Origin of the sequence: Kitasatospora sp. NPDC051853 (assembly GCF_044452665.1) — a bacterium.
GTDB lineage: Bacteria > Actinomycetota > Actinomycetes > Streptomycetales > Streptomycetaceae > Kitasatospora.
In genome coordinates, this window is the sequence record NZ_JBITBY010000006.1 from 190656 (window position 1) to 204695 (window position 14040).

The following is a 14040-nucleotide window of genomic DNA, read 5'->3' on the forward strand; positions in this document are numbered from 1 at the left end:
CTCGGGTGCCCGGGCCGGGGGCGTTCCGCGATACTCCCGCCATGGCCCTCCACCAGCAGCTCGCGCGCGTGAGCACCGCGTACCTCGACGGCTGCCGCCGTGCCGCTGCGGCCGCGCCCGACGCCGACCCGGGGTGGGGCCCGCCGGACGGCGACACGCTCGATCTCGACTGGGCCCTCTGGGGGTTGGTCCGCTACCTGCGCTGGGCGGAGGAGGAGCCGGAACTGCTCCGCACCCTGGAGCGGAGCATCGACGGCGACGGTCCGGAGGAGATCCCGTACCTCGACCACCTGGAGGTCTACGACCGCTTCGGTGACCCGCCCTCGCTGCTCTCCCCGCCGGTGGTCGCCGAACTCGCGGCCCGCCTGGGCGCGGTGAACCCCGAGGCGGTGTTCGCCGCGTTCCCGCAGGAGCGCGAACTGGTCGAGGAGGCCTGCGGGCTGGGGCCCGTCGACGGTGACGTCCGGGAGTGGCTCGCGCTGCACCTGGCGGCCCTGCGGGAGTTCTACCGGGAGGCCGCCGCACGGGAGTTGGCCGTGGTGGCCTGGGTGGACTGAGGCAGCGGTCAGTCGGTGTCGGTGGCAGCGAGGAGGTGATGTGCGCGCTCCAGCAGCGACAGGGGTCGCAATGCTCCCGACCTCACCTGGGTCGGCTCGTCGATGACCTGCAACGCGGTGTCTGCTCGACCGGTTCGGCCGCCGCCCGGGCGGTCTGACGATCCGCAACGCTCGGATGTCGCTGAACCCGTTGGGAACATGATCAGTTGACGCCCTGTCGGACGTGGTCCTCGATGCTGGTGGACAGCAGCCTCAGTCCACGAGCGTGACGACTGCCGAGAAGCCGGTGAACTCGGAGGCGAGGGCGTCCATGATGACCTCGTCGCAGACCTGGCCGAGCCAGTAGCCAGCCTCGCGCAGGGTCCCGGCGGCCTTGAAGCCGGCCTTCTCGTAGGCGCGGATGCCGGCCTTGTTGGGGGCGAGGACCTTGAGCCAGACCATCCGCAGGTTGGTGATGTGGAAGGCGTAGTCCAAGGTCAGGCGAGTGGCGGCGGTGCCCAGGCCCTTGCCGCGGGCCTCGGGGGCGATCATCACGACGTACTCGGCGGTGCGGACGGCCGGGTCGGGCAGCAGCGTGGTGACCCCGGCCGGGACCGGCGTCCCGCCGGTGAGGTCGTAGACGGTGAAGCGGATGTTGTCGCCGCGGAGCTGGTGGGCGATGCCCTCGGTGCGGGCCTCCAGCGACTCAGGCTGCTGACGGCCGTAGCCGACGAGCAGGGCGGGGTCCTGTTCCCACCGCCAGTAGGTCTCCACGAGGTCGGCGCGGTAGGGGCCGAGGCCGCAGGTGTCGTGGCGGACCCAGATGATCGGCTCAGCGGTGGCGGTGATGGCGGGCTCCGATGGTGAGGACGGGTGTGTAGGCGAGGGTGGAGGGCGGTTCGGCCACCGGGACGCCGTCCTCAGTCTGCACCCAGGCGTGCAGCCGCACGGGATCTGCGGCGATGCCGTGGCACCACGTGACGGAGAGGCGGCGGGCGGCCAACAGCAGCACGGTGGCGGCGGACACCTCCAAGCAGGCGGTGCGGGCCGGGGAGCACCAGCCGGCGGACCGGACCGCGAGCACGGCCGCCTTCGCCTGATCGGGGTTGGCGGGGCGCGGCAGGGGGCGCACGGTCCGCTCCTGGCCTGTGCGCTGATGCGCCGTCACCCGTGTGGGTGTCGTGGTCGGTGAAACTGGCAGACGGTGACACGGTGGGCCGCAGAATCGGCCGGATGGATGACGTCCCCGACTGCCCGCCGTCTCCGCCCCTGCCGTCCCCACCCCCACCGCCCTGCCCACCGCCGGCCGGGCCGCCGTGGCACTGGCCGCCGCACTGGCTGTGGTCCTGCCACACGCCTTCGCCGACACCGAAACCGACGCCCAGCCCGTCGCCCTCGCCCTCGAAGAGTCCGGCCCCGACGCCGTCCACCTCCCCGAGCGCGAAGCCCACGCCCACGCCCACGCCTGAGGTGACACCGACGCCGACGGTCGCGTCCGCCCCCACGCCGTCGGCGACGTCCGCCCCCGCCGAGGCCGCCGTGCCCCGGCCGTCGGCCGCCCGCGTCACACCGTCGCGGTCGGAGCGGCCGTCCCCGAGCCCGACCTCGGTGCCGCCGGCTCCGCCGTCGCCGTCCGCGACGCAGGCCGTCGTGCTGGCGGCGCCTCCGTCTCCGCCCGTACTGCCGCCGCCCGCAGGTGAGTTGGACCCGATGGTGTGGTCCACCGTGCTGCTGTTGGTGGTCCTGGTGCCGTCCGCCGTGGCGGCGCTACTGCAACCCGTCCTGCGCAACCACCGGAGCCGCTCGTGAACCTGCTCTCCCTACTCGGCGCCCTCGCGGCCGTCGCCGTCGCGATGACCGGCCTGGCCGTCGGCCACCGCTTCCGTCCGCGGCCGCTGCCCGTGGAGGGCGAGCCGGAACCGGAGCCGCACGCCGTGCTGCTGACCATCGGCTCCGGCATCCTCTCCGGCTTCGTGCTGCTCACCGGCTTCCTGGTGGCCACCGGCTGGGCCGCCCGCACCACCCACGTGCTGCCGCCGCTGGGGCTGTACGCGGCGGACGTCTGCGCGAGCATCGCGGTGCTGCTCTACCCGGCGCTCGCGGGGCTGCCGGTGACGCCCCGTCACATCACGGCCGTCGCCTTCTTCAGCGCCCTGGTCGGCTACACCCTCACCGCGGCCTTCCAGCTCCGCCCGTGACCACGTCCGTGGACGGGCACGGGGGCCGCCGACGCACCCCGCGTCAACGGCCCCCCGCGGGTGGCGTCCGGAGTCTGCCCTTCCGGACGCCGCCCGCTGCCCGGAGGGTCGCCGCAGCGCCTCCCGCTGCGGCACGGACCGCGTCCCGGCGGCCTCCGGGCCCGTTCCGCGGGCACTCGGTACTTCCCCGCATCCGTTCCCTCACCCGTGGTGAGCTGCCCGGATGCCCGGCCGGCGACGGCCCGGATGTCCGCGGAGGCAGCCGCCGGTGAGCCCTCGGGCACTGTTCCCATCCGGAGGTTGACGCCCGCTCGGCCGCCCCGGAGGCTGGTCACAGCCCGTCTGCCGGGCCCCGTCGCCCGGCCCCGTGCCGACGTCCCCCCAGAACCTGCCGGTCCCGGCCCGGTCACTGCTCGGCCGAGCCGGGCCGGGCGACGCTCCTCTCCTCCACCCGGTGCTGACGCCCCGTCCCCTGCCGTCGGCCCCGATGCTCCGGCTGACCCTGCGTCATCCCCTCCCGCCCTCCGTTCCGCCGGCGCCGGCGGAACAGGGTGTGGTGCGGCGGGTGCCTTGGGAGCCGTAGGAGCGGGAAGTCCCCAAGGCGGTGCGGGAGTTGCTGGAGCAGAGGCCGGTGGTGGTGAAGCCGGCCGCCGACGTGGCCGGCGTCTCGGTCCACCGGGTCGGTACCGAGGCCGAGTTGGAGCGGGCGGCGGACGAAGTGGCCGGGCGGGGGCTGGAGTTCCTGGTCGAGCCGTTCCTGCCAGGGCGGGAGTTCACGGTGGCGGTGGAGATCGAGCTGACCACGCCGCTGTTCGACTACGCGGCCAAGTACCGGGCGGGGGCGGTGCGGGAGCTCTGTCCCGCGCCGGTGGAGGAGGGGTTCGCGGCCCGGCTCCGGGAACTGGCACCGGCCGCCCATCGTGCCTTGGGCTTCGGGGCCGATGCGTACTCGCACACCGACTTCCGCTGCGACGCCTCCGGTGAGCCGATGTGCATCGAGGTGAACGCGCTGCCAGGCCTCGCCGCCACCAGCCTGCTGCCGCCCGCCGCGTCCGGCGCCGGCTGGAGCCACCCGAAGTTGACGCAGCGGATCCTGGACCTGGCGGGGGGACTGAGCCGCCCCGGGGGACCCTGGTGCCGCGGTTCCGGCCGAAGGGTCCCTAAGCTGCGAGTATGCCGAGCAGAATGAGCCTTGCCGAGATCACTCCCGACAACCTGGACAGCGCGATCGCCGTCCGCGTGCACCCGGAGCAGGAGCACGTGGTCTCGTCAGTGGTGAAGTCCCTCGCGGAGGCGTACGTCCACCCCGGGGTGGCCTGGCCGCGGCTCATCCTGGACGGCGACCGCGTGGTCGGCTTCCTGATGGCCTTCCTGGACATCGACTGGTTCGGCGACGGCAGCGGTGACATCCGCTCGGGCCTGTGGCGGCTGAACATCTCCGCCGAGGCCCAGGGCCGCGGCTACGGCCGCTTCGCCGTCCAGGAGGTGGCCGCCGAGATCCGCCGCCGCGGCGGCCGCCGCCTCTTCGTCACCTGGCACCAGGGCCCGTCCAGCCCGGAGAACTTCTACCTGGGTCTCGGCTTCCGCCCGACCGGCGAACTGAGCGACGGTGAGATCGTCGGCGTCCTGGAGCTGATCTGACCTCAGGAACCGTCGCCGCCGTCCCCGCCGGTGCTCCGGCCGTCGCCCCGGCGGCGGTCGGACTTGGCGAAGGCGCGGGCGGTGGCGGCGAGGATCTGGGTGGCGGTGGCCACGCCACGGGTCCAGCGGGGGCCGCCGCGGTCGGCCCAGACGGTGCAGACGCAGCCGAACACGACGAGGGCCAGCAGGCCGACGAGCAGCGGACCGATCATGTTCTCCACCCCGGGCGGTAGGTGCCGTGAGGGGGAATCATCGCAGATCGGGGGCGGTGTCGGCGCCCTTCGGCGGGGTGACGTGCCGTTCCCTGTCAGTCGGCCATGGCTGCGGCGAGGTTCGACAGGAGGGTCGAGTAGCGGTCCGCGCCCAGCCGTGTGCCGAGCCGGGATCCTTTCAGCAGGAACAGGCCGAAGGTGCCCTGGCATGAAGCACGGAGATCGCTGCCGTTGCCGCAGTGGACCGATTGCAGGTCGACGGTGCGTCGCCCGGTGTCGACCACGTACGTCTTCAAGACGTAGGTGTCGACTTCCACGTCGGAACTGCTCCGCACCCTGGTCCGGGTCACCGTCACGACCAGGTCGGGGTCGCCGGTGTCGATCGTTCGCACCACTGTGTCGGCTACCGGGTTGGCGGGCGGGCAGTCGGGAAGCCCGAGCCTGCGGACCAGGAGGGCCGCCGCCACCGGGTCGTCGGCACCACAGATGGTCTTGGCAGCCCGCTCCGGACCGGTACGGGGCGGGAGAAAAGCGACGACCATGCGTCTCAAGTTCGGTTCGCCGATGAACACGCCGCTGCCGAGGACCGCGCAAGGTGCCCCGAAACCGGCCAGGTAGACCACCTCGGGGCTCTCACCGGGTACGGCGACGCCGTAGACGACCCAGCCGCGCGGAAGCGTGACCCCGTCCGGCAGCGTGACGTCCTGCGGTACGCGGACAGCCGCACCGCCGGCGGAGTCGGGGCGCATCGCCGGGCAGGTGTCGGCCACCAGGGCCGTCCCCGTCACGGCAGGCCTCGCCCCGCTGTACGGGAGGGCGATCAGCACGTTCTTGCCGTACGCGGGCCCGTCGGTGGGCGGAGACGACGGGTAGACGCCGTGGTCGAACCGGTCGAGGACCCGCTCCGCCAGCCGCCAGGCGGCCAGTTCCGAGTGTGTCAGCGAGCTGGGTTCGCCGTCCGCGCGTAGCAGACCCAGCATCATGCGGAACCCGAACATCATCGTGCCGCGCCGGACGAACAGCCCGTCCGCTCCGCACCACAGGGCCTCGCGTGATCCATTGGGGCCGTCCGTCAAGCGGCAGGTGTCGTCGGCCAGCACTTGCCGCTTCCCGCGCTCCCACTCGGAGTCCGCGACGTGCCCGTACTGCCAGTCCGCCTCCCAATGCGCGTCCTGGTAGGGAGCCGGGGGCTTGAACGGAGCGTCCATCGTCTTCTGTTCGTAGAAGCAGGACCGCCGGTCGGTCTGGTAGGCGATGTCGATGTAGCCGAATCGGTCGGTGCTCCACACCCGGGTGCCGCTGGCGATCACCGGGAGCTTGCGCAAGTACGAGTCCTCCGCGACGTCGGCCGAGGCCATCAGGTCCTCGACGGTCAGCACCTGACAGGGGTCCCTGGGGAAGATCGCCACCGGACCGGCGGGATCGGACGGCTTCCGGCCGTGCCACAGGACGGCGCCGGCGGCCAGCAGGCCGAACAGCAGGATGCCGACGACGACCTTCGTGTCACGGCGCATCAGGGACGCAGCCCCACCGCGAGGGCACCGAAGTCGGAGCGGTTGCTGCCCACCGTCTTCCACCCCTTGGCGCTGACGTCCGGGGGCGAGACGTAGGCGCCGCCCACGCGGTCCGGGAGGCCGGACAGGACGAACGGCCGACCGCCCTCGCCCGTGATCTCGGTCTTCCCGGCCCGGCCGTCCACGGTGTACGAGACGACCAGCACGTAGTGGATCAGGTCCCGCTGCGCGAAGACCGAGACGGTCACCGGCGCCACCTCCTGGAACGTGAGCCCGAAGCCGTTGCGATCGAAGTGGGGAGCGCCCAGGGTGCGCTTGTCCTGGTCGTAGGCGCGGGCGCGGGGCTGCGCCTCGTCCAGGTCGAGGCCGACCACCAACGCGTCGACGCCGCCTGCCGATTCGGTTCCGTACGCCGCACCGTCGTAGGGCCGGGTCCGGTCGAGGACGCGTGCACCGATGTCGGTGACCATCACCGTCCGGTGCCGATTCCCCTCCAGGGTGAACCTCACGGTGTCCTCGACCATCGGGGCGCCTTCGTGCACGGCCGCGAGTTCGCCGATGGTGGTGTCCGGGGCGGGCTTCGGAAGGGGGTCCTTCAACACCCACCAGCGTTGGAGGTCCCCGGGTGTGCCGACTCCGCTGAGCACGGTCCTGAGGGCCGGGCCGCTCTCCGTCGGGCCCCGGGCGTTCCACCACAGGGCACCGGCGACCAGGGCGGAGGAGAGGACCGAGGCGAGCAGCACCCGCCCGGCCACGACCAGCCGCGAGGGCCGCGCGGGGCCGGGGTACGCCGTACCGCTGAGCAACGGAGGCGGGCCGTCCTCCGGTCCGCCGAGGGCGGCACGGAAGAGCTTGCGCTCGGGTGGCGCGAGACGCTCGACCGTCGCCAGCGGCTCCACGGTCAGCGCGCTGACGCCCTCGCGTAACCGGTGCTCGGTGACGACTCCGATCGCGAACTCACCGCCCCGGCCGTCGGTGGCGAAGACCAGCGTGCCCGAGATGCCGGGCCACACCGACTCGTTCCGGGCATCGCGCGGTGCGGCCTTGAGGTGGAAGGTCAGCCTGCCGCCCACCTGTCCCTCGGCGGTGGGGACGTACCCGACCAGTTGGGCGCGCCCGCGTGGCCGCGAACCGGGACCACGGGGCTTGTCGCCCTCCTTCCACCAGGGGTAGCCCAACCCCTGGCACGCCAAGCTGGTCGCCCGGGAGGTGTCCACCCCTCGGGAACGGACCTGCGGCGCCTCGGGCGCATCCGCCCCGGTCAGGATGAGCAGGGCGAGGTCGGTGTGCTCCCCGCCGTGCGCGACGATCTCGGCGGGGTACTCCGCGCCGCCCCAGAAGCGCACCACGACTTCGCCCGGTCCGACCGCATGACCGACCGTCAGCACGTGCCGGCCGCCCACGCAGTATCCGGAGGACACGGTCCACCGGGCGGCCTCGCCGGTCCCGGAGCAGTGGAGCACTTCGACGGCGTACTTGCTGTCCGGCATCGGTGTCAGGGACGCTCTGCGCTGGGCCGGGAGCTCACGAGAACGGATTCGCCGTCGCGGTCGACCGGGGGGCCGAGCTGCAAGGTCACGGTCTGCACCGTCTCCCTGCTGTACCCGGAGTCTGCTCCGAGCTCCAGCACCCAGAACTTCGCCTTGCCGCCGGCCTGCGCATCCAGCGTGACGGCGACCTGGAACTCCAGGGTCACCCCCTCCACCGGGAAGCGCAGGTCCCGGCCTTCGGCCGCCCTCGCGGCCTCGGCCAGCTCCTCCTGCAACGCCGCCACGGCTTCGGTCAGCCCGATTCTGCCCGTCATTCCCGCCCCCTTGGTCCAGAGGCGCCGATCGTACGGCCACGACCCGGGCGGCGTACGGTCTTTGACCGTCTTTCGTGGATGAACTTTTGGCAACTCCTGTTGACCCGAGCGGAGTTCCGAAGTGATCAGTGCGGCCGGGGGAGGGCGAGGAGGGGGGCGAAGGGGGCGGCGGTGGGGTGCCAGGGGGCCTCGTACTCCCAGGAGACCCAGGCGGTCGGGGGGAGTTGGGAGAGGCAGGCGGTGAGGGGGAGGGTGCCGGTGCCGAGGGGGAGGGGGGTGAGGTCGTCGGGGGAGGCGATGTCCTTGACCTGGGTGTAGCCGAGCCAGGGGGCGAGGGCGGTGTGGGATTCGAGGGGGGTCTCGTCGGCCAGGTGGGTGTGCATCAGGTCCCAGAGGCCGCCGACGGCGGGGGAGTCGACGGCGGTGGTGAGGCGGGCGACGGCGCGGGCGGAGCGGTGGGTGTCGTGGGTCTCGACCAGGACGCGGACGCCGAGGGCGGTGGCGGTCGGGGCGATGGCGGTCAGGCGGCGGACGGCGGTGGCGTCGGTGCCGCGGGGGAAGACCCGGACGAAGGGGGAGCCGAGGTCGGCGGCCAGCCGGAGGTGGGCGGTGAGGTCGGCGAGGACGGGGCCGTCCTCGCCCGGTTCGGCGATGCCGAGGTAGGAGCAGACGGCGAGGGGGAGGACGCCGGTGGTGGTGAACCGCCGGGCGAGGGCGGCGCGTTCGGCGGGGGTGAGGCCGAGGTGGACCGGTTCGCCGGGGGTGCAGCGCAGCTCGACGCCGTCCCAGCCGTGGTCGGTGGCGAGTCGGAGGACCTCGGGGACGGGGAGGCCGGGCAGTCCGAGGGTGGAGAAGGCCCACTTCACGGCCGTACCTCCACGGTGGCGTCGCCGAGCGAGGCGGTGACGGAGGAGCCGTCGGGCCAGTGGACGTGCAGGGTGGTGCCGGTGACCGTGACCGCGGGGGACGGGCGGTCGGGGGACGGGCGGTCGGGGGTGCCGGTGAGGCGGGCGGTGCAGACGAAGAGCCCGTCGGTGACCGTGCCGGTGAGGGCGGGGAGGGTGGCGTCCGGGCCGTAGGCGGTGCCCTCCGGGAGGTGGTGGGCCGTCAGGGCGGTGTAGCCGTGCACGGGGTGGAGCGAGGAGTGCAGGCGGGGGGTGGTGACCGCCCAGCCGGTCTGGCGGGCGGGGGTGCCGGGGGCCGCGCCGGTGACCAGGTGGGCGCGGACCTCGTCGGGGCCGTGGGCCAGGGTGAGCGAGGTCACCCGGAGGCCCTCGGCCGGGGTGGAGTGCGAGGCGGCCCAGCCGGGTCCGGTGCCGAGCGGGGTGATCCGGCCGCGTCCGGTGGCGGCCCCGTCGAGGGTCAACGCGAAGTGGTTGTCCGAGAGTTCGGCATCGAAGGTCGGCCCGGTGGCGGTGGAGTGGGCGCAGCGGGCGTACAGCGGGTCGTCGGGCAGGGGGTCCCCGGTGGCGGGCTGGTCGTCGCTGCCGTGGTTGTGGACGCGCACCACCCCGTCGGCGGCGGTGGACTGCACCAGCCAGCCCGGGGCCGCCAACGGCAGGACGGTGTCGGCCTGTTCGGCGGGGGCGGGCTGTTCGGTGGCGGTCCAGGCGGGGTGGTCGGCGGGGAGGAGGAGGCCGAGGAAGCCCTTGCTCGACCAGTAGGGCGAGGCCGGGCCGGAGTAGGGCTGGACCATCGGCGGGTGGGCGCCGTACCAGCCGAGGGTGAGCAGGCCGCGGTGGTCGGCGGCGCCGCGGTCGAGGAAGTGCCGCAGGGCGCCGGAGGCCAGCCGCCGGGTGGTGCCGGGGGCGAGCGGGGTGTGGCCGGTGAGGGCGCCGAGCCAGAGGGGGGCGGCCGCGGCGTGACGGTAGATCAGGGAGCGGCCCTGGTGGAGCGGGGCGCCGTCGCCGCCGAAGGTGCGGGCGTAGCCCTCCAGGTGGGCGGCGAGCCGGGCGCCGTACCGGGCGAGCAGCCCGGCGTCCCCGGCCAGGTGGGCGTGGAGCACGGGGTAGAGGTGCAGGGCCCAGCCGTTGTAGTGGTCGACGGCGCGGGGGCGGCCGTCGGTGTACCAGCCCTCGCCGAGGTACCAGCCGTCCAGCTTGGCCAGGCCGCGGGTGACGGCGGCGGAGCAGGCGGCGGCGTCGGTGCCCGCCTCCTCCAGCAGTCCGGGGTCGGTGGTGTCGAGTTCGGCGAGGAAGCCGGCCACGGTGAGCGGGAAGAGGTGCCAGTTGTTGTCCACCGGTTCGCGGTGGAGGGCGGCGGCCAGCCAGCGGACGGCGCGGAGCCGGACGGGTGCGTCCAGCCGCTCCCAGAGCCAGGGGCGGGTGAGGCGCAGGGCCAGTGCGACGGAGGCGGCCTCGACCATCGGCTGGCCGCGGTCGGTGATCCGCGGCCAGGCCTCCGCCGAGGCCGGGTCGGTGCCGGCGGCCAGGCCGGCGGCGTAGCGCTCCAGCAGGCCGGCCGGGTCCGCGCCCCGGGCGCCCGCGGTGCGGAAGGCGGCGAGCAGGAAGGTGCGGGCGTATCCCTCCAGGCCGTCCGAGGCGGGGCCGGACCAGCTGGGGCGGGGGCCGGGCAGGTCGATCCGGGCCAGCCCGGGGGAGGCGTACGGGCGGACGGCGGCCAGCAGGCCGTCGGCGGCGGCCTCCCAGTGGGCCCTGGTCCAGCCGGTGTGCGGGCTGAGGACGCGGTCCTCGGCGGGCAGCGGGAAGGGGGTGGCCGCGGGGGCGGGCGCGGCGACGGGCACGGGAGCGGGCATGGGGGTGTCCTCCGTCCGGGGCTTACCGGGCCGAATCTAGGAGCAGGGTGATCACCCGTCAAGGTCAGGCGATCGAATGATCGGACAAGAGATCAGATCGGATCATTCGATCCAGATCTCTTGACTCCGATCGGAGGGCGGCCCAAGATGGCGTCACACCTCGTCAGACCGCCGTAAGAGCGGCGATCCGACGCCAAAGCGGTGCAATCCCCCCTCACTGCCAGGAGCCGAGCCATGCCTTCTTCCCCCGCCCGCCCCCGCAGAGCCCTCCTGCTCGGCGCCTGCGCGCTCTCGCTCACCCTGCTCACCGCCTGCGGCAGCGGCGGGTCGGGCTCCGGCTCCACCCAGGCGGCCACGGGGGAGCAGGCCACCGACGGCAAGCCGGTCTCGCTCACCTTCTGGGGCTGGGCCAAGGGCACCAAGGACGTGGTGGCCGCGTTCAACGCCTCCCACCCGAACGTCCAGATCACCTTCGAGGAGATCCCCTCCGGCAACGCGGGCGGCTACGCCAAGATCGCCAACGCGGTGAAGGCCGGCAACGCCCCCGACGTCTTCAACGTCGAGTACCCCCAGCTGCCCGACTTCGTCAGCCAGGGCGCCGTGCAGGACATCTCCAAGCTGGTCACCCCCGACCTCAAGGCCAAGTACCTGCCGCAGGCCGTCGAGCTGACCACCCTGGGCGGCAAGAACTGGGCGCTGCCGCTGGACGCCGCCCCGCAGTCCTTCTACTACCGCAAGGACCTGTTCGAGAAGGCCGGCATCACCGCGGCCCCCAAGACCTGGGACGAGTTCCGCACCGCCGCCCAGAAGCTCAAGCAGGCCGACCCCAACACCCGGATCGCCACCTTCTTCCCCGACGACCCGAGCACCTTCGAGGCGCTCGCCTGGCAGGCCGGGGCCACCTGGTTCGGGACCAAGGGCGACTCCTGGCAGATCGCCCTGACCTCCCCGCAGACCACCAAGGTCGCCGACTACTGGCAGCAGATGATCGGCGAGGACCTGGTCCGTTCCATGCCCTCCTTCAGCCAGCAGTGGACCGCCTCGCTCCAGAAGGGCGAGACGGCCGGCTACCTGGGCGCCTCCTGGGGCGGCGGCGTGCTCAAGTCCTCGGTGCCGGACGGCGCCGGCAAGTGGGCCGTGGCCCCGATCCCGACCTGGGACGGCAGCCCCGCCAGCGGCATGCTGGGCGGCACCACCTTCGCCGTCTCCAAGGACAGCAAGAAGGCCAAGGCCGCCGTCGAGTTCGCCACCTGGGCCACCACCACCCCCGAGGGCATCAAGGCCCGGATCGCCTCCGGCACCTCCTCCGCCTACCCGGCCGCGCCCGAGCTGGTGCCGGTCGCCAAGGCGGCCTTCGACACCGCCTTCTACGGCGGCCAGGACATCTACGCGATCTACCAGGACGCCGCCAAGTCCATCAAGCCGAACTGGAGTTGGGGCCCCGCCATGGGCGCCACCAACACCTCGCTGAAGGACGCCTTCGGCAAGCTGTCCGGCGGCACCACCCTCGGCCAGGCCGTGGACGGCGCCCAGAAGGCCACCGTGGCCGAGCTGAAGAACCGCGGCCTCAAGGTCGCCGAGTGACCACCTCCGTCACCCGGCGGAGGAAGCGCGGGAACGGGGCCGCCGCCACCCTGCTGGCCCCGTTCCTGCTCCTCTTCACCGCCTGCACCCTGGTCCCGATCGGCTACGCGCTCTGGCTCAGCCTGCACAGCGAGCGCAGCTCCGGCCTCGGCTTCGGCGGCTCGGAGACGGTCTTCACCGGCCTCGGCAACTACACCCGGGCCCTGGCCGACCAGGCGTTCCGCGAGGGCTTCCTGACGACGGCCCAGTACTGCCTGCTCTACATCCCGCTGATGACCGGCCTGGCGCTCGGCCTGGCCCTGCTGCTGGACTCCGCGCTGGCCCGGGCCCGCCGCTTCTTCCAACTGGCGCTCTTCCTGCCGCACGCGGTGCCCGGCATCATCGCCGCGCTGATCTGGATGTACCTGTACACCCCCGGCATCAGCCCGGTGATCGGCGCCCTGGAGGGCCTCGGCACCCAGCCCGACCTGCTCGGCCACCCGCTCCCCGCCGTGGTGAACATCGCGCTCTGGGAGTGGACCGGCTACAACATGGTGATCTTCTACGCCGCGCTGCAGGCCATCCCGCGCGAGGTGCTGGAGGCCGCCGTGGTGGACGGCGCGGGGCCGCTGCGCACCGCGCTGAGCGTCAAGATCCCGCTGATCCGGGCCTCGATCACGATGGTCGGCCTGTTCACCGTGATCGGCTCGCTCCAGCTCTTCACCGAACCGATGATCCTGCACGGCGCCTCACCCGGCGTCAGCTCCACCTGGACTCCGAACATGTACGCCTACACCGCCGCCTTCGAGAAGGGCGACTACGGCCTGGCCGCCGCGGCCTCGGTGCTGCTGGCCCTGACCGCCGCCGCCCTCTCCTTCCTGGTCACCCGCTTCGGCCGCGGCCGGAAGGAGGCGAACGCCGGATGAGCACCACCACGACCGCCCGCCGCCCCTGGTCGCTCTCCAAGGCCGCCGTCAACGGCGCCCTGCTGCTGGCCACCCTCTACACCCTGCTCCCGCTCGGCTGGCTGGTCACCGCCGCCGCCAAGGACACCGGCGACCTGATCGGCGGCCGCGCCCTCACCGCCGACACCTGGCACCTGGGCGCCAACCTCCAGGCGCTGGCCACCAGCGGCGACGGCATCTACTTCCGCTGGTACCTCAACTCCCTGCTCTACGCCGGGATCGGGGCCCTGCTCTGCGCCCTGGTCTGCGTCTGCGCCGGGTACGCCTTCCAGGTCTACGACTTCCCCGGCAAGGAGAAGGTCTTCGGCCTGGTGCTGCTCGGCGTGCTGGTGCCCACCACCGCGCTCGCCCTGCCGATGTACCTGCTCGCCTCCGAACTGGGCGTGGTGAACACCTTCTGGTCGGTCTTCATCCCCTCCCTGGTCAACCCCTTCGGGGTCTACCTGGCCCGGGTGTTCGTGGCCGGCTACGTGCCCGGCGAGGTGCTGGAGGCCGCCCGGATGGACGGCGCCGGTGAGCTGCGCACCTTCTGGTCGATCGGCCTGAAGATGGTGATGCCCGGCTTCGTGACCGTGTTCCTGTTCCAGTTCACCGCGATCTGGAACAACTTCTTCCTCCCGCTGGTGATGCTCTCCGACAGCCGGCTCTTCCCGGTCAGCCTCGGCCTCTACAGCTGGAACGCGCAGACCCGCGCCTTCCCCGAGTACTACCCCCTGGTGGTCACCGGTTCGCTGCTCGCCGTGCTCCCGCTGGTGATCGCCTTCGTCGTGCTCCAGCGCCACTGGAAGGCCGGACTGACCGCAGGGAGCGTCAAGTGACCCTCTACCAGGAGACCTCCGTGACCGACTCCGC

Annotated in this window: 16 protein-coding genes; 8 read left to right on the plus strand and 8 right to left on the minus strand. The window is 73.0% G+C overall.

Annotation, left to right across the window (positions count from 1 at the left end):
- Positions 1–41: 41 nt before the first annotated feature.
- Positions 42–557, plus strand: coding sequence for a DUF1877 domain-containing protein (locus ACIA8O_RS18940; RefSeq protein ID WP_396295018.1), 516 nt, complete (start codon positions 42–44; stop codon positions 555–557).
- Between the two features lie 252 nt (positions 558–809).
- Here ACIA8O_RS18940 and ACIA8O_RS18945 read toward each other — a convergent pair whose 3' ends face one another.
- Together ACIA8O_RS18945 and ACIA8O_RS18950 are read right to left on the minus strand one after the other, a co-directional pair.
- Positions 810–1361: a GNAT family N-acetyltransferase gene (locus tag ACIA8O_RS18945; protein ID WP_396295334.1), complete on the minus strand. Its 552-nt coding sequence runs from the start codon at positions 1359–1361 to the stop codon at positions 810–812.
- A gap of 7 nt (positions 1362–1368) precedes the next feature.
- Complete coding sequence (locus ACIA8O_RS18950; protein ID WP_396295019.1) at positions 1369–1905, minus strand: lasso peptide biosynthesis B2 protein; 537 nt, start codon at positions 1903–1905, stop codon at positions 1369–1371.
- On the opposite strand from ACIA8O_RS18950, the gene ACIA8O_RS18955 reads away from it, so the two are divergent.
- From ACIA8O_RS18955 to ACIA8O_RS18970, 4 genes are all read left to right on the plus strand, one after another.
- Positions 1853–2005, plus strand: a complete 153-nt coding sequence (locus ACIA8O_RS18955) for a hypothetical protein (RefSeq protein WP_396295346.1) — start codon at positions 1853–1855, stop codon at positions 2003–2005. The genes ACIA8O_RS18950 and ACIA8O_RS18955 overlap by 53 nt on opposite strands.
- A gap of 336 nt (positions 2006–2341) precedes the next feature.
- The gene (locus ACIA8O_RS18960) at positions 2342–2734 is read left to right on the plus strand and encodes a hypothetical protein (protein ID WP_396295020.1); all 393 of its coding nucleotides are present in this window, start codon (positions 2342–2344) and stop codon (positions 2732–2734) included.
- Between the two features lie 613 nt (positions 2735–3347).
- Positions 3348–3923, plus strand: a complete 576-nt coding sequence (locus ACIA8O_RS18965) for a hypothetical protein (RefSeq protein WP_396295021.1) — start codon at positions 3348–3350, stop codon at positions 3921–3923.
- Positions 3920–4375, plus strand: coding sequence for a GNAT family N-acetyltransferase (locus tag ACIA8O_RS18970; RefSeq protein ID WP_396295022.1), 456 nt, complete (start codon positions 3920–3922; stop codon positions 4373–4375). Before ACIA8O_RS18965 ends, ACIA8O_RS18970 begins: the two co-directional genes overlap by 4 nt.
- A 2-nt stretch (positions 4376–4377) precedes the next feature.
- On the opposite strand, the gene ACIA8O_RS18975 is transcribed toward ACIA8O_RS18970, so the two are convergent.
- The 6 genes from ACIA8O_RS18975 to ACIA8O_RS19000 all read right to left on the minus strand — a co-directional run bounded on the left by ACIA8O_RS18975 (position 4378) and on the right by ACIA8O_RS19000 (position 10660).
- Complete coding sequence (locus tag ACIA8O_RS18975; RefSeq protein ID WP_396295023.1) at positions 4378–4587, minus strand: hypothetical protein; 210 nt, start codon at positions 4585–4587, stop codon at positions 4378–4380.
- Between the two features lie 95 nt (positions 4588–4682).
- Positions 4683–5966: a hypothetical protein gene (locus tag ACIA8O_RS18980; RefSeq protein WP_396295024.1), complete on the minus strand. Its 1284-nt coding sequence runs from the start codon at positions 5964–5966 to the stop codon at positions 4683–4685.
- Positions 5967–6100: 134 nt separating this feature from the next.
- On the minus strand, positions 6101–7591 hold the full coding sequence (locus ACIA8O_RS18985) for a hypothetical protein (RefSeq protein WP_396295025.1): 1491 nt from the start codon (positions 7589–7591) through the stop codon (positions 6101–6103).
- Between the two features lie 5 nt (positions 7592–7596).
- Positions 7597–7905 (minus strand): trypco2 family protein, encoded by a 309-nt coding sequence (locus ACIA8O_RS18990; protein WP_396295026.1) that lies wholly within the window; start codon positions 7903–7905, stop codon positions 7597–7599.
- 125 nt (positions 7906–8030) lie between these two features.
- A complete protein-coding gene (locus tag ACIA8O_RS18995) occupies positions 8031–8771 on the minus strand; it encodes a sugar phosphate isomerase/epimerase family protein (protein WP_396295027.1) in 741 nt (246 codons plus the stop codon).
- Complete coding sequence (locus ACIA8O_RS19000; RefSeq protein ID WP_396295028.1) at positions 8768–10660, minus strand: DUF2264 domain-containing protein; 1893 nt, start codon at positions 10658–10660, stop codon at positions 8768–8770. Before ACIA8O_RS19000 ends, ACIA8O_RS18995 begins: the two co-directional genes overlap by 4 nt.
- A gap of 234 nt (positions 10661–10894) precedes the next feature.
- Here ACIA8O_RS19000 and ACIA8O_RS19005 point away from each other — a divergent pair, with 234 nt between their 5' ends.
- Genes ACIA8O_RS19005 through ACIA8O_RS19015 form a run of 3 tightly spaced genes read left to right on the plus strand, consistent with a single transcriptional unit; the run spans position 10895 to position 14006 of the window.
- Entirely contained in the window at positions 10895–12244 is a 1350-nt protein-coding gene (locus ACIA8O_RS19005) for an ABC transporter substrate-binding protein (RefSeq protein ID WP_396295029.1), read from the plus strand.
- Positions 12241–13149 carry a carbohydrate ABC transporter permease gene (locus tag ACIA8O_RS19010; protein ID WP_396295030.1) on the plus strand — a complete coding sequence of 303 codons (909 nt, stop codon included), beginning with the start codon at positions 12241–12243 and terminating at the stop codon, positions 13147–13149. Before ACIA8O_RS19005 ends, ACIA8O_RS19010 begins: the two co-directional genes overlap by 4 nt.
- The gene (locus ACIA8O_RS19015) at positions 13146–14006 is read left to right on the plus strand and encodes a carbohydrate ABC transporter permease (RefSeq protein WP_396295031.1); all 861 of its coding nucleotides are present in this window, start codon (positions 13146–13148) and stop codon (positions 14004–14006) included. Before ACIA8O_RS19010 ends, ACIA8O_RS19015 begins: the two co-directional genes overlap by 4 nt.
- Positions 14007–14040: the final 34 nt, after the last annotated feature.